The organism is Clostridium sp. SY8519, from assembly GCF_000270305.1.
GTDB lineage: Bacteria > Bacillota > Clostridia > Lachnospirales > Lachnospiraceae > SY8519.
Genome location: NC_015737.1, coordinates 1,076,057 through 1,093,153, shown reverse-complemented (window position 1 = coordinate 1,093,153; position 17,097 = coordinate 1,076,057). Strand labels below are relative to the sequence as shown.

The 17,097-nt window shown below is 54.4% G+C and carries 17 protein-coding genes and 2 pseudogenes; 1 reads left to right on the top strand and 18 read right to left on the bottom strand.

Features of this window, described 5'->3' with window-relative positions; genetic code table 11:
• Nucleotides 1-44 precede the first annotated feature (44 nt).
• From CXIVA_RS05225 to CXIVA_RS05185, 9 genes and pseudogenes are all read right to left on the bottom strand, one after another.
• Nucleotides 45-524, bottom strand: coding sequence for a hypothetical protein (locus CXIVA_RS05225; protein WP_013976952.1), 480 nt, complete (start codon nucleotides 522-524; stop codon nucleotides 45-47).
• A 23-nt stretch (nucleotides 525-547) separates the two neighbouring features.
• On the bottom strand, nucleotides 548-1,783 hold the full coding sequence (locus tag CXIVA_RS05220) for a CD1107 family mobile element protein (protein ID WP_013976951.1): 1,236 nt from the start codon (nucleotides 1,781-1,783) through the stop codon (nucleotides 548-550).
• Complete coding sequence (locus tag CXIVA_RS05215; protein WP_013976950.1) at nucleotides 1,776-2,048, bottom strand: DUF4315 family protein; 273 nt, start codon at nucleotides 2,046-2,048, stop codon at nucleotides 1,776-1,778. The genes CXIVA_RS05220 and CXIVA_RS05215 overlap by 8 nt, the downstream gene beginning before the upstream one ends.
• A gap of 18 nt (nucleotides 2,049-2,066) precedes the next feature.
• A pseudogene (locus CXIVA_RS14530) lies at nucleotides 2,067-2,639 on the bottom strand (C40 family peptidase); the annotation flags it as partial.
• A 1,947-nt stretch (nucleotides 2,640-4,586) separates the two neighbouring features.
• A complete protein-coding gene (locus CXIVA_RS05205; protein ID WP_041727643.1) occupies nucleotides 4,587-7,010 on the bottom strand; it encodes a VirB4-like conjugal transfer ATPase, CD1110 family in 2,424 nt (807 codons plus the stop codon).
• Nucleotides 6,913-7,374, bottom strand: a complete 462-nt coding sequence (locus tag CXIVA_RS05200) for a PrgI family protein (RefSeq protein ID WP_013976947.1) — start codon at nucleotides 7,372-7,374, stop codon at nucleotides 6,913-6,915. The genes CXIVA_RS05205 and CXIVA_RS05200 overlap by 98 nt, the downstream gene beginning before the upstream one ends.
• Nucleotides 7,375-7,395: 21 nt before the next feature.
• Nucleotides 7,396-8,262 (bottom strand): VirB6/TrbL-like conjugal transfer protein, CD1112 family, encoded by an 867-nt coding sequence (locus CXIVA_RS05195; RefSeq protein WP_013976946.1) that lies wholly within the window; start codon nucleotides 8,260-8,262, stop codon nucleotides 7,396-7,398.
• Between the two features lie 184 nt (nucleotides 8,263-8,446).
• Nucleotides 8,447-8,542, bottom strand: a pseudogene (locus CXIVA_RS14285) (Maff2 family protein); the annotation flags it as partial.
• An 87-nt stretch (nucleotides 8,543-8,629) separates the two neighbouring features.
• Nucleotides 8,630-10,246 carry a recombinase family protein gene (locus CXIVA_RS05185; RefSeq protein ID WP_002596236.1) on the bottom strand — a complete coding sequence of 539 codons (1,617 nt, stop codon included), beginning with the start codon at nucleotides 10,244-10,246 and terminating at the stop codon, nucleotides 8,630-8,632.
• A 225-nt stretch (nucleotides 10,247-10,471) separates the two neighbouring features.
• On the opposite strand from CXIVA_RS05185, the gene CXIVA_RS05180 reads away from it, so the two are divergent.
• Nucleotides 10,472-10,672 (top strand): hypothetical protein, encoded by a 201-nt coding sequence (locus CXIVA_RS05180; RefSeq protein WP_002596235.1) that lies wholly within the window; start codon nucleotides 10,472-10,474, stop codon nucleotides 10,670-10,672.
• 64 nt (nucleotides 10,673-10,736) lie between these two features.
• Here CXIVA_RS05180 and CXIVA_RS05175 read toward each other — a convergent pair whose 3' ends face one another.
• The 9 genes from CXIVA_RS05175 to CXIVA_RS05135 form a co-directional block, all read right to left on the bottom strand.
• Entirely contained in the window at nucleotides 10,737-10,931 is a 195-nt protein-coding gene (locus tag CXIVA_RS05175) for a transposon-encoded TnpW family protein (protein WP_002596234.1), read from the bottom strand.
• 14 nt (nucleotides 10,932-10,945) lie between these two features.
• Complete coding sequence (locus tag CXIVA_RS05170; RefSeq protein ID WP_002596233.1) at nucleotides 10,946-11,788, bottom strand: ATP-binding protein; 843 nt, start codon at nucleotides 11,786-11,788, stop codon at nucleotides 10,946-10,948.
• A complete protein-coding gene (locus CXIVA_RS05165) occupies nucleotides 11,785-12,579 on the bottom strand; it encodes a replication initiator protein A (protein WP_006356266.1) in 795 nt (264 codons plus the stop codon). Before CXIVA_RS05165 ends, CXIVA_RS05170 begins: the two co-directional genes overlap by 4 nt.
• 72 nt (nucleotides 12,580-12,651) lie before the next feature.
• The gene (locus tag CXIVA_RS05160; protein ID WP_002596231.1) at nucleotides 12,652-13,038 is read right to left on the bottom strand and encodes a cysteine-rich VLP domain-containing protein; all 387 of its coding nucleotides are present in this window, start codon (nucleotides 13,036-13,038) and stop codon (nucleotides 12,652-12,654) included.
• Nucleotides 13,028-14,653, bottom strand: a complete 1,626-nt coding sequence (locus CXIVA_RS05155; protein WP_013976945.1) for a relaxase/mobilization nuclease domain-containing protein — start codon at nucleotides 14,651-14,653, stop codon at nucleotides 13,028-13,030. Before CXIVA_RS05155 ends, CXIVA_RS05160 begins: the two co-directional genes overlap by 11 nt.
• Entirely contained in the window at nucleotides 14,625-15,023 is a 399-nt protein-coding gene (mobC, locus tag CXIVA_RS05150; protein ID WP_013976944.1) for a plasmid mobilization relaxosome protein MobC, read from the bottom strand. The genes CXIVA_RS05155 and mobC overlap by 29 nt, the downstream gene beginning before the upstream one ends.
• Before the next feature lie 497 nt (nucleotides 15,024-15,520).
• Nucleotides 15,521-15,733: a helix-turn-helix domain-containing protein gene (locus CXIVA_RS05145; protein ID WP_002586615.1), complete on the bottom strand. Its 213-nt coding sequence runs from the start codon at nucleotides 15,731-15,733 to the stop codon at nucleotides 15,521-15,523.
• Nucleotides 15,726-16,148 (bottom strand): sigma-70 family RNA polymerase sigma factor, encoded by a 423-nt coding sequence (locus tag CXIVA_RS05140; protein ID WP_002586616.1) that lies wholly within the window; start codon nucleotides 16,146-16,148, stop codon nucleotides 15,726-15,728. The genes CXIVA_RS05145 and CXIVA_RS05140 overlap by 8 nt, the downstream gene beginning before the upstream one ends.
• 171 nt (nucleotides 16,149-16,319) lie before the next feature.
• Complete coding sequence (locus CXIVA_RS05135; RefSeq protein WP_002586626.1) at nucleotides 16,320-17,087, bottom strand: class I SAM-dependent methyltransferase; 768 nt, start codon at nucleotides 17,085-17,087, stop codon at nucleotides 16,320-16,322.
• Between the last annotated feature and the right edge of the window lie 10 nt (nucleotides 17,088-17,097).

The window sequence follows — 17,097 nt, the reverse complement described above, 5'->3', positions numbered from 1 at the left end:
CCAATGCCGCTATGTACTGAGGCAGCTCCCGCTGCCTCGTTTTCTTAATGCTCCGGTCCGCGGTCCTTCGGCCTGGCTTTTCTCCCTTCCGGCGAGAGCTTTGCCGCCGTTTCCTTTGCAAGAGTATCCAGTTTTTCCCTGGCAGATTCCCTGGAACCTGCTTCCTTCGCCTGCGGAGATCTGGTCTTGTAGGACTCGACCATTTCCTTCAGTTCGGCATTCGGCACGGATTCTTTCCGGTTTTCCCAGACGATCTCGCCGTCAACGCCGTCGGTTCTTTCCGGTTTGGTCACGGTCGTATGGCCTTCCGCCGGAATCTTGGCCCACAGGCCTTTCCCGAACTGGTTCTCATGGACCGACTTGGCCGGGAGCACAAAGCTGGCCCAGGGAGAATGATCCGCAGGATCCGCATTCGGGATCAGGATCCGCTTGTAGGCTTTGCCGTCCTTGCCGGTGAAGTCCTCCGCAAGACCCTTCCCGAACTTGAACGTCAGTTCCTCAAATTTCTTCTTTTCATCAGGCATAGTTGTTTCCTCCGTAATTCTGATTATTCATCGTCATCATCCAGCCAGTAGTCCGGATCATCTTCTGAAATCGGCGCCTCCTTCTGGTCGGGTTCTTCCGGGATCTCGTAGATGTCCAGATCGTCATCATCGTCACGATACCCCGCATCCGGATCCGGACGGCTGCTGCCTGTCTGTGATCTCTTTGTTTTCAGGTAGAAATATCCGCCGACACCGCCGAATACCAGGATGAGAGGCAGTGCGAGAAGAAGCGGATTGGCTTTCTTCTTTTCCGGCTGCTCCACCTCCGGCGTCTGGATCTGACTGGATTCCTCCTCCTTCGCCTTTTCGGCAGCTTCCTCTGCCTCTTTAGCGGCTTCTTCCGCGGCGATCTGTTCCTTCATTTCCGTGACTTCCTTCTCGTCCATCAGAGCGAACAGATCATTCTCGTCCACCTGGTTCAGGAAATGCACGGTCTCATTGCCCTTTTCATCACGGTCAATGATCAGATAGAAGATGTTGCCGCTCTTGGTAGCCAGAGTAATGAACTGCTTGCCGGTCGATCCGGCATTGCCATAGTCATCCACCAGTGTGAGATTGCCTTCCGGCGTCAGACCCAGATCGGTCGATGTGACCTCCCCGCCTTCTTCCTCCGCCTGCTCCAGCATCTGACGGATCAGCTCCGGATCGAGGGAAATGGAAAGCGAGCCGTCCTGCTGAACTTCCACCGGTACGGTCCGGACATCCATATAGTCGGCGCAGACATAGCCGGTGTGCTCTGGGATGGCCACATACAGCCAATCGCCGTGATCCTCCAGGACTTCCACGGTATCCCCGTTATTCAAGGTATCGATGACGCCGTAGTCCAGGCCCTCACCGGAACGGACATTCAGATACGATCCGTCAGTCGTAACTGTACCGATCTTTTTCTCTTCAGTCGTTGTGGTTCCTTCACTCAGGGAAGACAGAAGATCTTCAATATTTCCGATCCCCGCCGTTCCTGTTGAAGAACTGCTCGTGCCGCTGGTCGTGCTGCTGCTCTGGGTCACGGATCCGTCTTGGTTGCGGATATCGCCGGACTGCCCGGTCGTGCCGGTCGAAGTCGTACCGGTTGTGGATGTTTCTTCTGTTTCCGTCACTTCCTCCGCAGGGATCTCTCTAACGATCACGCCGTTTTCCGAAGAAGAGCTGTCCTCTCCGGTGTAGGCAAATGCGGCTGCGGGCACCAGCGCCACGGTCAGCATCGCAGTCAGGATGGCTGCGCCAAGTCGTTTATTCATTCTCCGATTCCTCCTTCTCATCGTTCATTTTTCTTTCTGCAGATGCTGTCGGCACAGCGTCGAAGACGCCGGCTCTCGCTTTGCGGATGATGACCGCAAGCTCCTCCGGCGTCAGGTCTGCCGCATGCACCATGTCATGAATGCAGGTGTTCTCGGCCTCCTTGTATTTCCGCTCCAGGTCTTTCACCTTTGCGGTCCATTCGGCCTGCCGGGCGCGGGCCTTTTCCAGCTCCGCACCCAGTTTTTTCAGTTTTGTATCGTCCATAAATCGTTCCTTTCTTCATCATGGCAGGCGGCCGAAGCAGTAAAAATGCTGCTGCCAGTAGCTGGTATCAATGCTCGCGTACTGGATCGGGTTGCCGCAGTGGATCATCATGCCGTTTCCAACATAGATGCCGACGTGCGATGCGCCTGATGTGTTATAGGTTCCCTGGAAGAAGATCAGGTCTCCGGGTTTGGCTTCGGATCTCGGGATGATCGCGCAGATCCCCTTCAGACCGTCAGCTGTCAGCCTTCCGTAATTCCAGCCGTTGCCGCAGTGGTTGATGACCCACGACACGAAGCCGGAGCAGTCAAAGCTGGTGGACGGGCTCGCGCCGCCCCAGACATAGGGATATCCTAGATATTTCTCGGCTTCAGTGATCATGCGGGCAAAACGGACATCGGAGAGCGCTTCGCCGGGGATGTCATAGTGCAGGACTTCGCTCGGGTTGGCGTAAATGTTGTCCGCGAACAGATAGTCCCGGTTGCCCCGCTGTGCCACCAGGATCCGGTAGCGTTCCATCTGCTCATCGGTCAGTCCCCAGGCTTCCACGACACTGTTCAGCGTGTGGTTGGTGACTTTCACCGTCAGGATCTTCTTGGTTTCTGTCTTTGTGACTTCGACCACATTGGATCCGTTGTCATCCGCGATATAGGCCTCCCAGGTCTTATGGCCGTGAAGCGTCGCGGTCCAGTGATCGTCGTAGTAGACGTCGAACTGCACGCCGTAGCGGTCAAAGTTGCCGGTATCCTCTACGGTATATTCCGTGCCATTCATGATGACCTTGGTCCCCATCGGAACGAAGGGATTGTAGGCGTCCACGGCAATGGTATGATTGGCCGTCGGATATACGCCGCTGGCCGTCGGCCCGCCGGACCATATGCCGCAGCAGATCGGGCAGTTGCAGTAGCCGCTCGTGACGACCTGGCCAAGGGATTCCCCGACCCTTACCTGCTTTGTCTCCGTTACAGTTTCCGTTCTGTGGCTGGTCGAGTATTCGTACTGCGCTTCAAAGATCTCCCGGAGTGTCCGCTGAACTTCCTCCCTCGTGTAATCCTCATAGAGAACGGTCAGAAATGCCGCCAGCTCATAGGGATTGTGGTTGATCTCCCCTGTGTCGATCTCATACTCGTCATAGTCCGGATTGTCCTCCTGGATCTGACGGATCCTCCCCCGGAGTTCTTCCTCCATGGCACAGTAGTCCGCCTCCGCACCCCGAATGTCCTCATCCGTTGCGGTAAAGGATGTGGCCAGCACAGCGTTCCCGCTCCCGGAAAGCATGGCGGAACAGGATGACAGGGAGCTCGCGACCACCAGAATGACGATAGCCAGCACGCCGCCGAGCAGGATCGCCATCGGATGTTCCTTCACCACAGCGATCACTTTCTCGCCTGCCTCTTTTGATTTCTTTGCTGCCTTGCCGGCTGTTTCAGCTGCCTTGCTTCCTCCGGCTGCATTGCTGCCGCCCGCCGCAGAACCGCCTGCGGCGCCGGTCGTCTTCCCGGCCCTTGCGGCGGCATACTCCTTTTTGATGGCCTGCTTCTGCCTCCATCTGGAGACGGGATTGGTGGAAGAGGTTTCACCTGCTTTGGCTGCCTCCCCGGATGCGCTGCCGGCTTTGCCTTTGCTGTAGGCTTCGGCAGCCGGACCTGCTCCCGGAGATGTTCCTGAACCGGTCCTGAGATCCGGTCCGTCCTCAAAATGAAGATTGGATCCTTCCTCCAGCTTTCCGGCCATCCCTGCCTGATGAAGCTTGCGTCCGTAACGCCCGGACGTGACCTGCCGTACGCCGGTCTCGGCCATCCCCTCCGTTTCATTGAGCGCTTCCACACCGACGTTGTCGTTCTCATACTCGGCTGTTTTGGCATGCACCTGCCCGGAGAGAACCGTTCCGGCTGCACGTACGGGACGGACATGCCGGACCGGCTTTTCCATGCTGACAGGGTCAGCATCCGAGCTCTCAAAACGGAGCTTCCCGGCCTGAGCCCTGGCAGCGCTGTTTTCCGTACGCAGCTTGGAACCGAAAGACTTCTGTGCTTTGGTTTTTGCCGCATCACGGACAGATGCCGTTTTGGCTGCAGTTTTCTCAGCATTTCGGCCTTCCATTGCTTCTGCAGTCCTGTCAGTCACGTCCGCAGTGTGCCCGGCAGACTGTTCAAACTTTTCAGCACCGGCTGATCTGTACCGGAGCTTACCAGCACCTGTTTTCCGGGGAGCATTGTTTTCTGAACTCCGGACATCAGGGCTTTCCTGCTTTGTATGACCGGTATCATAGATTTCAGTTTCAGGGGAAATACCCTTGTTTTCTGATTCAAATGCAGCTTCTTCGTGAATATCAGTGTGCGATTCATGACCAGTCTCAACAATTCTTTCTGCATCCGCGCTGGCGCTGTCCCGCGCTTCCTGTCCGGTCAGCCGCAGCTTGTCCCCGGAGGGCGGACGCGGCTTCGGCCTGCTGTGGGTGCCTTCTGAAGAAGCCGCCTCTCTTGCCGGATCCTCTTTCGTAAAGCGGATCTTTGATTCTTTTTCCCGCATGACTGTTTACTCCTCCTTTTCGTCCGATCCGTCGATCCATTTGGTCGTCATGATGCGGTAGAGTTCCAGATCCGTCGGGAAGTGATCCACGAAGGGCAGAATGACATTTCCGTAGAAGAGAAGGCCTTCGCCCTCTCCGGAATGCGTCACGTAGGAGAGCTGATGCGTCGAGATATTCAGCTGCCTTGCCAGGATCTGCCGGTCGCCGGCGGCCTGGTTCAGCATATAAATGAAGTCGCTGTTCTCGAAGATGTTCTCCACCTCATGAGAAGACAGCAGGTCTTTTACGTTCTGCGTGATGCCGGTCGGAATGCCGCCCCATTTACGGAAGCGCTTCCAGATCTCAACTGAATAGGCCGCCGTCTGTTCTTCCTTCAGGAGCAGGTGGAATTCGTCCATATAGTACCGGGTGGCCTTGCCGGCGCTCCGGTTGGCGGTGACCCTGCCCCAGACCTGGTCCTGAACAATCAGCATGCCGATCTTTTTCAGCTGCTTGCCCAGTTCCTTGATATCATAGCAGACCAGGCGGTTCTCGATGTCGACGTTGGTCCTGTGGTTGAAGAGGTTCAGGGAACCCTTGACGTAGATCTCCAGCGCCGTCGCTACGTGATGGGCTTCCTTCTCCTCCTGTGCCAGAAGGGCAAAATAGAGGTCTTCCAGAAGCGGCATGTTCTCCGGTCGCGGATCATTGAAATAGTTCTGATAGATCTGATGGACACAGCGGTCAATGACGGTCTTTTCCACCGGCTGCAGGCCTTCTTTGCCTCCGACGATGAGCTCGCACAGCGACAGGATGAAGTCGGCCTTCAGAGCAACAGGATTGTCTTCCTCGGAATAGTTGCTGTTGATGTCCATCGGGTTAATATACTGGGTGCTCACCGGGCTGATGTGGATGACCTGACCATCGAACTTCTGCACCAGCGCCGTGTACTCTGCCTCCGGATCGCAGATAATGATGTCGTCATCCGTTACCAGGAAGGCATTGGCGATCTCTCTTTTGGCGCTGAAGGATTTACCGGAACCGGGGGTGCCGAGGATCAGGCCGTTCGGGTTCTTTAAGGCCTTGCGGTCCACCATGATCAGGTTGTTGCTAAGTGCATTCAGGCCGTAATACAGGGCTTCCTTCCTGTTCTGGAAGAGCTCCTGCGTGGTAAACGGCACGAAGATCGCCGTGGAACTGGTCGTCAGCGCCCGCTGGATCTCAATCAGGTTCTTGGCCAGGGGCAGGCAGCTCATGAGTGCATCTTCCTGCTGATAACTGAGCCTTCGGAGCATGCAGTTGTGCTTCTGGGCGATGCTGGATGCCTGGAAGACATTGGTCTCCAGTTCCTGCTTCGTCTTTCCCGTATTCATCACAAGAAATGTGATCAGGAACATACGCTCATTCTGGCTCTGCAGCTCCTGCAGAAGCGCCTTCGCGTCCTTTCCGTAGGTGGCCAGGTCCGAGGGAATGATGTCCATGTCGTAACCGGAACGGACTGCCTTTTTCTGTTCCTCGATCTTGGAACGGTCCAGCTCCGTGATCGTATGCTTGACGGTCTTGATCGCCTCCGTCTGGTCTACCGACTGGATGTGCATGGTCACGATCTGGCTGGATTCCATGTCAAGGAAATCCTTTAAGAGCTGGTCGGACAGGTCCGAAGCGGTAATGGCCAGATAGCTCATGGCGCCGTACAGGTTTCCCATCTGGAAGTACCGGCTTCCGGGAAATGCAAAAGCTGTCGGTGCGATGAAATCCTTCACGGACAGGCCGCTCTTTGCCAGCCATTTCCAGTCAAAGCGGAAACGGTCCTCCGGCTCGCCCATGTGGAACATGTCGTGCATCAGCTTCAGCCGTTCCTTTCCGTTCAGGGGCTTAGCCATGACGCCGAGCTGGCGGAAGTTGTTGAGGATGTCATTCATGACATGCGCCAGCCGCGGTTTTGCCTGTTTGATGGAATCGGCCTCGATCCCGAAGGTCAGGTACTTGGTCTTGGTCAGACCGTTGTTGCCCTGGGAGAGCTGAGTCTTCAGCATCTGCGTATATTCCGCCCGGACGGAATTGTACCCGTCCTTCTGCGGCGGGATGCGGATGCTCTTTTCAAAACTCTCGGCGTCCGTCGCCATATTCATGAAGGAAAGCTCGAAATGAATGCTGCTGTCGAAGAAGTTCAGGAAGCTGCACCATTCCTCGAAGATCGCCGTCTTGTCCTCCTGCTGGGCCAGCTGATAATTGATGTCCTGGAACTGGACCGTGCGGGTGTAATAATTGTCGCCGACACGGCAGATCCCGTCCGGGAACATCCTCTCAAAGGGGATCGACTGCTGCGCCGTCCTCGGGACGCCGTCATTTTTACTTGCCAGATCGACGATCCGCTGCACCTGCTTTCTTTCGCTTTTTGTCAGGTTCGCCGGGAGCTTTACGTTTCTTGGCGCCGGCTTTTTCTGCATGAAAAACAATCTTTTCTACCTCCTTTTCCGCGACCGCCTGCCTGTGCAGCACGGCGTAGTAGTTGTCTGTCTGATAGGGCCGGATCTTCGGCCGGATGAATCGTGTTTCTATGAAATGCTTCGCAATGACCTCCAGGGGCTGTCCGTCGCGCTCATACATGGCCAGCAGAAAGAGCGGCATCATGATGATGATCATGCCCATGGCCGCCAGAGAGATATTTCCCAGCTTTCTGAGCAGAAAAAAAGACGGCACACCCAGAAGTGCTGCCGCCCCGAAGCAGACAAGCTGCCGTTTGGTCAGATTGAAAAGTATCTTTGATTTGACCCGCGTCAGATCCCGCGGGACGGGGATATAAGCTGCCAAGTTCCTCCTCCTTTCTTACTGTCAGTGCGCGGAGAACACGCTTTTTGCCAGGCTTCCGGTCTTAAAGAGCGTAAAGCACAGAAGGACCGTATAGCCCATGACGCCCCAGATCGATGCGATGATATGATCCGTAAAGGAAATGCTCTGGACCAGCACCGCGTAAATGCCGATGCAGATCATGATGAGGAATCCCTGGAATCCGAGCGCCGCAAGGGACCGGAGATAGTTGTGACCGATCTGGCTCTGCTCGCGGTTTCCGAAGGTCGCAAAGGGGATCGGTGCCAGGCTCACCATGAGATAGATCTCGATCATACGCCCGTACACGATGACAAAGATAAGAACCGAGAGAATCATGGAACAGAGCTGCACCACGAAGGACTGCAGGAACAGACCGAGAAGCGGTCCCAGTTCCATGGCTTCCAGGGTGTCTCTGATATTGTCCAGCTGGGAAGCGTCGACTGCGGTGCTTCCGCTGATGAGTCCCGCACTGGCGTTGACCACATGCTGGGCGACGTCAAAGATCGCCATCGTGATGTTGAAGGTGTTTGTGATCAGCATGACTGCCACGAAGGTCTTGAATACCCATTTGAAGAATATCCATGTTTCAAAGTTTGCCAGGTTGTTGTGATCGATGATCAACTGGATCAGCTCATAGCAGGCGATGAAGGTGAGGATCAGGCCTGCGATGGGAATGATAACGGATTCGGAGATGTTCCGGACGAGACCGAAAATACCCGGAGAGAAGCCTGCCGGCGTCATTCCCACCTGCGTCGCCACATCCGAGACCTGCTGATTGACTGCATCGAACATGCCGGACAGGTTGTTCATGATGCCGTCCACGAGCATTCCCTTGAGCCAATCCGCGATTTGATTCAAGATTGTATCCAAGGGCTGTATCCTCCTTATCCGCTGATGTGAATCACGGGTTTCCGGTGTGCCGGCGGCACACTGCCTGTCTTATAAAAACGAGTTTGCATCTGCTTGATTGACCTCCTTTTCTCAAGTCGTCCGGCCGGGCAGGAACTTCCCGCCCGGTCAGGCAGAAATCATTTGCTCTCCGGGACCGGGCTACTTAGCCGAACAGTCCGGAAAGCAGGGGAACGAGGGTGATACCGATGAGCGCGACACCGCCGCCGGCCATCAGCTGCTTCATTCCCTGGGATTTTGCTTATGTGTGATAAAGAAGCAATAGAAGTGCAAAAAATTTTGCCGTTCCTATCCGACACTTGGCCATTGTGTCGGATAGGTCGGGCGGTTATTCGGGCAAGTCAATCTTGCCGACAAAGCTGTAATAAATCTCAATGTCCTGCCTGCGGGTGCCGTTCTCATCATAGCTGCACTCATGCACCACAATTTTCTCGATCATTTCCCGCAAGAGAGTGGGGGTCAGTTCTTCAAAGGCAAGGTGCTTGCGGACAATGCCCATAAATTTCTCGGCGTTGACGGTAGCTGCCTGTGACTTGTCCAGTTCGGCTTGCAGGGCGGCGGCTCTCTTTTTCAGCTCCGCTTGCTCGGCTTCGTAGTCAGCCGACAGTTCCATGAAACGCTCATCGCTGATTTTGCCGTTTACATTGTCCTCATACAGCCGCTTGATAATGCGGCTGATTTCAGAAATGCGTTCCTGCGCCTGTTCAAGCTGCTTGATGGCTGCGGCGGTCTTTCGCTTGCCGCCGATCTCGTTCTGCTGGACAAGTAGTTTCACAAACCGGCTCTCATGCTTGGCTGCGTATTCGGTCACTTGCCGGAGATTTGCCAGGACACCAGCGGTCAACAGATCGGTGCGGATAAAGTGCGCCGTACAGTTGCGGGTGCGCTTCTTGTAGCTGCCGCAGATGTAGCAGTCCTGTTTGCGGTCTTTGTTCTGATACCGCTGCTGATACAGCACATGGCCGCAGTCGGCGCAGAACAAAATCCCGGAGAACAGCCCCACTTCATCGTAGCGGTTCGGGCGTTTGCGCTGTTTGCGTAACTCCTGCACCCGTTCCCATGTTTCCTTGTCGATGATCGGCTCATGGTGGTTCTCGAAAATGGCCTGCTTCTCGACGGGGTTCTCTATGCTGTGCTTGACCTTATAAGAAGGCTTTTCCGTTTTGAAGTTCACCAGACATCCGGTGTACTCTCGGTTTTCGAGGATATGAACGACGGTGTTGGTCGCCCATTTGCACTCATAGCCTGGGTGATAACGGCGGGTGCTGCCTGTCCGCTGATATTCCAGCGTCCCCGGCGTGGGGATTTGCTGCTCCGTCAGCATACGGGCAATCTTGGTCGGGCCGTTCCCGGCAAGGCAAAGCTGGTAAATCTGCTGCACCACCGGGGCGGCTTCCTCGTCTATAATAAAATTCTCGTCCTCGTCCATCACATAGCCGTAAACCGGCTTGCTGGTAACAGGCTTGCCGCTCATGCCTTTTGACTTTTTCACTGCCTTGATTTTCTTGCTCGTATCTCTCACCAGCCATTCATTGAACAGATTTCGCAGCGGGGTAAAATCGTTGTCCATGCCCTCGCTGGCACTGTCCACATTATCGTTGACAGCGATAAAACGCACACCCTTTTGAGGGAACAGCATTTCCGTGTAAAACCCTACCTGCAAGTAGTTTCGCCCTAACCGGCTCATGTCCTTGACGATGACCGTACCCACTTTCCCGGCTTCAATGTCCGCAAGCATGGCTTGAAATCCGGGCCGCTGGAAGTTCGCGCCGGAAAAACCGTCGTCGGTGTACCAGCGCAGATTGGTAAAGCCGTTCTGTTTTGCGTAGGTTTCGAGTATCCTTTTTTGGTTCGATATGGAATTACTCTCGCCTTGCAATTCATCCTCGTGGGACAATCTCGGATAAAGGGCGGTAATGAGGTTTTGGGTGGCTTGTCTTAACATAAAATCCTCCGTTTCCGACAGCCAGCCCCACTATTCCGTGGTTTCATTGTACCACGGAACGGCGGGGGCTGTACAGCGGCAAAAGCGTTAAATTTGCTTCTTTACAGCTTTTCAATTTTCCGATTTTTATGGTATGGGTTGTCGTCCCATATTTGCAGTAGAAAAGTTCATAACTCCGTGGTATACTCTGATTTAACAAAAAAATCAGAAGTTAAAGGAGAAAACATGAAGTATACAATAGATGAATTAACCGCGGCCAAAAGGCAAATTGATTCAACTCTGCACAAGCTAAGAGAAACAGTAAAAACATTTGAATCAAAGGATAATTCCGAGCGTTATAAATCACAAATCACATTGGCAAAGAGAAGAATAAAAGCCTTTGAAATTGCAAATTATTTTATAGAGAATGAGATTAAGAATTGCTAAAGCACTTCCGATTTTCGTTCCAGCGGTCATGCTCCCTGGCATGGCCGCTTTTCCATGCCCCGGTTCACGCCGGATAAGTCGGCTCCTGTGTAGCAGCGGCTTCCGCTTCCAGTACCCGCGCCATTTTGTCGGCGGCTGTGGTTGTGGTGTCTTTCTTGAAATAGCCGGACACGACAAGGACGGAATTGCCCATGCGGATTTCCGTCACACAGTCAGGGCGGCGGGTGGTGCGGGTGTCGTGCTGCTTGTTATCTGCCATAGGCAATACTCCTTTCAGTCGGTAATCAGTTTCTTCATGCTCTCCATTTTCCGCTTGGCGGTTTCCTGCCGGAAGTTGTCGCCGGTAAAGCGTACCGGGACGCACATGGAAAGCAGGCGGTCATAAATCCGGGAATGGGCGGTGTCCTCCGGGTTGTGCAGGTCGTCCAGCGTAAGGTTGGTCGTGACGATCAGCGGCTTGCCGCTGCGGTAACGGCTGTCAATCACATTGAACACCTGTTCCAGCCCGTATTCCGTCCCGCGTTCCATGCCGAAGTCGTCAAGGATCAGCAGCGGATAACGACAAAGGCGGGAAATGTACTCGTTGCGCCCCTCAAAGCTGGCGGCAAGGTCATTGAGGATAAGAGCAAAGTTCGTCATGCGGACGGGGATTTCTTTCTCCATGAGGGCGTTTGCGATACAGCCTGCAAGGTAGCTTTTGCCGGTGCCTACGCCGCCCCAGAACAGGCAGCCGATATTGTCTGTCCGCATATCTTCCCAATGCTCCACATACCGGCGGGCAAGCCCGGTCTGCGGGTTCCTGCCGTTGTCGTTCTCGAAAGTCCAGTCCCGCATGGTGGGGTCGGTAAAGCCCCGGCGTTTCAGTTCTTCCACGGTGTCAAGGTGTCTGCGCCGCTTTTCGGCGGCTTCCCGTTCCTCGCGGGCGGTTCTCTGGCAGTCGCACTCTGCCGGGTGGCGGTCGCGCCCGAAGATAGCGGCCTTATCCGGCGCAAAATAGGCTTCTTTCGGCTTGCGGCACTTGCCGCAGTACAGTAAACCGTCCTCGCCGGTGTAGTCCTCCGGCTCCGGGATGGTGGTCGTCATATTCTCCAAAACCGCGTTGATTTCATTCTTCATAAACTCTCGCCCTCCTTGCATGAGTAGTCTGGTATGCCCTTTTTAGGGGCTTCCTTTTTGTCGTTCCCCGCCCATATCCGCAGGGCGGCGGCATAGTTCTGGTAGCTTTTCCCGTTGGCGGCAAGGTAGCGGCTCATTTCCTCGATGAACCGTTCCAGCCTGTCAGGGTACTCTGCCTGCAACTCGTCGTATTCGGTCTGTGACAGAAAAATATTTCCATATCGGCCATAGGGCGCGGACGGCCCCCCACTCACTCCCTTTGTTTGGCTCTCTGTAAGGTTGTTTATAGTAGTTTGGTTAGGGGACGGTTTTCCGACCATCATAAGGTCGGTTTTCTGACCATCAGTAGGACGGTTTTCCGGCTCTATGAGGGGCGGACTTCCGGCCATCAGTTGGTCTGAAAACTGTACCTGTGGCACTGGCGGTACTTTGACATAAAGCCGGTTCGGTGCGGAGAAGCCGCCCCGTTCCCGTTCCAACAGCCCCGCCGTGTCCAGTTCATTAAGCGCCCCCTTGATGGTGGTGCTGCCTTTATCCAGTATTTCTGCTATCTCCGCGATGGGATAGATAATATAAATCCTGCCCTCGTCGTCCAGCCACTTGTTTTTCTGGGAGAGGGTGGAACGGTCTAACAGCAGCGAATACAGCAGCTTGGCGGTCTGTGAAATCTCCATTTTCAGCAGGAAACGGGGATACGGCAGATAGGCGGGCAGCCGCGTGTCTGCCCTGATATAATCAGCGATAGGATCACCTCCCTGTGTTCGGGTTGATTTTGGCGTATTGTCACGCATTAAAACGCCGTTTCCGGGGGAAAAGGATAAATGTATCGCGTACCCTTTGACACCCACGAAAAAAGCCTTGATTTATGCGGGTTTGAAAGGCTCTAAAGCGTGACATCTCTGCCTTTGTTTCCGCTTTCTCTCGGCGGCTTTGATTTTCTTCATGCGCCCGGCGCAGTCGGGGCAGTATTTTCCCCGGTTGGATTTGGGGACAAAGGCCGCCCCGCAGACGGCACACCGTTTCCGGCTTCCCCGGCACAAGAGGGCTGCGGCCAGCTCCCCGTCAAGGGGCAGGACAGCCACACGGAACCAGTGGCACATGAGGGAAAAGGAAATGCTCTGGACGCACACGCAAGGCTCCCCGTCGTCCAATAGCAGGCAGTTCCCCTCATCGTAGTTACAGCACTCATGTACCAGCCGCCGCGCCCGCCGGTGCTGGCGGTAGTCCATGTGGGGCAGGTTATCGCTCATGGCTCTGCTCCTTTCTGCGGTGCGGCTCGTCCCGGCGCAAAATCTGGTCGATGTTCCGCTTGACGGTCTGCAACTCCTTGAACCGCTGTTTCTGTTCGTGATAGGTGTTATACAGGCCGTCTTTCTCGGAGATAAGCTGCTCGATCTCGGCCTGCAACGCTTTCCGGGCGGGCAGCTTGGTAATGCCATGCGCCTTGAAATACCGGGCTGCTGCGTCGGCTATGATAAAATCGCTCTCATGGGCCTGCCGGTATGCGGCGCGGGCTTTCTCGGATTTCTGTGCCCGCAGCCCGTCGCGGGCGGCCTTGGTCTGGGCGTAGGCCAACACCTGCCGCTGCAACTTCTTTTTCCCTTGCAGCTTCGTTTCCAGTGCTTTCAGTTCGCCGCTGGTCTGGCGCATTTTCTGATAGGCGGTGTCAACGGCGGCTTCTAACTGCTCCGGGGAAGTAAAGCCGTATTGCTGGTAGACGGACAGCGTTTTGGCGGCCTGCTTCAGATTGTGTATCTTCGCCCAGCGTTCATAGCCCCGGCCTTTGCCCTCGGCCATTTTCTGCTCAATGTCCACAAGCCGCTGCACTCCGTCCTGTTTCGGGGCGGCTATCTCGGCTCTGGCAACCTGCAAGCGGTCTTTTATGGTGCGTGGGGGATCGGGGGATCTGGCTGGCGCTTCGGCTGCTCTGGCGGCGTTTTGCTCTAAAACGGCAAAGACAGCGGCGCGGTCAAAATCGTCGCCCAGCTTCCGGGCGGTAATTGGCTTTGTCCTGTCCGGCGTGAGATAGGACAGCCGCCCCCGGCTCTCCTTGACGGCCACGCCCTCCCGCAGCAGCAGAGAGGAAAAGTCCTCGAATGAGGTCGCCGCAGATAGCGCGGCGCGTATGGTCTGCCGCAGCTTCTCTTTGTTCGTTTCAAACTTGGTCTGCCGGGGCGTGATACCGCCTGCAATCATGGGGGCGTTCTGCTTGTCCAGCGCGGCCTGTCCCTTTTTCTGCGCCCAATACTCCCGGTCTGTGACGCGGTTCTTGCTGCCGTTCAAGAGGTCGATTTGGTAAAGCCCCTCCCGGTGGCACATCTCCATGACTTCGGACTTGAAGTAGCGCAAGGCCGCGTCGGTACAGCGGTGCTTGCACCCGGCTTTCGTGTCGGCTGGCCTGTCCATGTAGGGCAGGAACGGGACTTCCTCTATCCGCAGCGAATTGATAACGATATGCACATGGATATTGCCGCTGTGGTTATGCCCGTCCGGGTGGGTGCATACAAGGGCTTGGTGGCCGGGGAAATGCTCGGCGCAAAACTTCTCGCCCAATTCCTGCGCCCGGTCTACGGTCAGGCCGTTGTCCGGGCCGTCCCGTGGGTCAAAGCTGATGATATAGTGGTGACTTTTCACATCTTCCCGCCGTTGGTTTTTCTCATAGCGGAGATTTGCCCGCATACAGGCAACGGCAAAATCCTCCCCGCCGCAGTTCAGCGTGGACAGCCGGTAGTCCTCGCGGGGGATAAGCCTGCCGGTTTCATCAAGGACGGGCTTCATGGTAAACTCGTCATGCTCAAAAAGCAGGTATTGTTCGGCGGCTCCGTAGTCGGCGTTTTTAGAGTTGATATGCTTGAGTGTTGCCAACCGCGTCACCTACTTTCTGTAAGACTTCATACTTGAGGGCGGCAAGGTCGGCTATGGCGGCGCGTACCTCGCCGGACAGCGCATTGTAGGGTACGCCGTACTCGTTCAGATACCGGGCAATCTGGTTGAGGTTGCCGCCGATCCTGCCGTACTCGGCTGTGAGTTTCCCGACAGCGGAAAGCAGCTCGTCATTGACCGCCGACACATGGATAATTGGGCGTATGGCGGTGCGCCGTATCGCCTGCCGGAGAAATTCGGACTGGCTGATACCATAGGGCGCAAGCCGCGCTGTGAAGTCGGCATACTCATCTTCGGACAGCCGGGTTTTCACAACGCGGCTGCGGTGGGGCGTGTTGTATTTCTTTCGCATGGTGTGACCTCCTTTCTCGCCCGTAAGGGCGCATGAGCAGGGTTTGGGGAAGGCACTCCCCAACAAGTTTCCCGCGAGGGGCAAAACTGCAGAATTGCGGATTTTGGCACCGTGGTAGAAACTTGCTCTCCGTGACTGCAAACTTTCTCTCACTTCCGTCCGCCACTTTTTTGGAAAACTGCAACCACAAAAGTTTGTTTCTCTTTTTCTGCTACTACTAATCCTGTAAAGGGCATTCCTGCCCGCTTTCGCTAAAATGACACCGGACGCAGTGGTTTCTACCCGGTGTTGGAGAAATCCTTTCTCTTTGCCCTCTACTACGGGTAAATGCTCCAAATGCCAAACACCAGGGCAGAAAAATTCCCTCCTCGCTTACTACTACAACCGGCAGGGGGCAAAATGGCCGGGAGCGGAGCCGGACAACAAAAAAAGCAGTAAATCTTTTTCAAGACTTACTGCTTTCGCTGGCCGCGTCGGTGGCGGCTGGTATTCAGTTTTTATGACTTGTCCGGTGGTTCGTCAAGCCGGAACTTGAATTGACAGTCAATTAACCGCTGCTTTACATAGTCCTCCACCTCGGCGTTGACCTGCCCGTTCACTTTTGAGAAATAGCGGATATATCCGGCGTAGTGGAGCAGGACAGCGTTCACGGCTTCTGGGTCGCCCTCACGGGCTTTGAGGATTGTTTCATAGGGGAGAAGTCTACTCATACCGGCTCACCCCCATTTCTTCGCGTAGCCGCTGCAAGGCAAGCTGGATATGCCGCCCCGCTGTGCTGCGTGACCGGCCAATACACGCGCCGATCACGCGCTGCGGCTGGCGCAGAAAGTAATAGCGCAGGATTTCTTCCCGCGTCTGCTCCGGCAAAACAGAGATCGCGTCGGCAAGGGCGGCGTTGCAGAGCAGGACGGTCTGACCGCAGACGGTAAATGGGTATTCCTCGTCCGGCTCCGACGCGGCAAACTGGACAAACTTCTCGTTCATCAGATAGTCAAGGGAAACTTGCCGTTCCCATTGCCGTTTAAGCTTCAAAATCTTGTCCAAGGCGGCACAGCGGATAACAGTCTTGCAAAAGGCGTTGTACCTGCGCTGGATATATTCTTGATAGGCTATCTGGTCGGTCATGGAAATTCCCCTTTCTGAATAATAGTGCGGGGCGGTGGCACTTCTTGCTGTCGCCCCTTGATTGCCTACCAGCAAAGGCGGGCGGGGCTGTCAACGGCTGCGCATATGCGCCGTTCATCTTGACCGTTGACTGGCTCGGCTGGGTTTGCTATTTACCCGACAAACTTGAATTTATTTTAAGCTATCACGTTTTACCTTCTTAAGCCTTACTATCATTACCATAGGAATTTCTTTGTTGGTTTTAAAACATTCTTCATAAAATCCATCAATGACAAATCCAGCTCTAAAACAAAGGTTAAAAATATCTTGTATGGAACGATGATAATAAATCTGCTCTTTCGGTTGCCCTTCAATCGCTATATCATAGTAACTGTGCGGTGTCATATATTTTTCAGTCAACGTGACAAAACAAGGGTGTTGCGTTGCAAAGACAAAAATTCCGCTTTCCTGCAACAGTTCATAAACAGCCATAAGAAGTGGTTCAATATCCGTAATATCCATAATTGCCATATTAGAAACTGCTTTCGTAAAGGCTCGATTTCTTTTTAATTCTAATATACTTTTTCTATCGGTCGCATCCGCCACACAAAATTCAATTTGTTTTGCATATTGTGATTGCCGTCTTTTAGCCAATTCTATCATTTTTTTGCTGTAATCAAAAGCGACAACCGAAGCGCCTCTTTGTGCAAGATACGAAGAATAATTTCCATTGCCACACGCAATATCCAAAATGTAATCCGCAGGATTAGGAGATAGAAGTTCCGTTACTTTGGGACGCACTACCTCTCTGTGAAATTCATTAGATTCGTCACCCATTGCATTATCCCAAAATTGTGCGTTCTCCTCCCAGATTTTTTTACTTTCCTCTGTTCCCATGTTCTCTCCCACTCCCCAAATTTGCTTTTTTGCTTCCATTAAATCTTCCTTACTATATTCCATTGTTACCCTC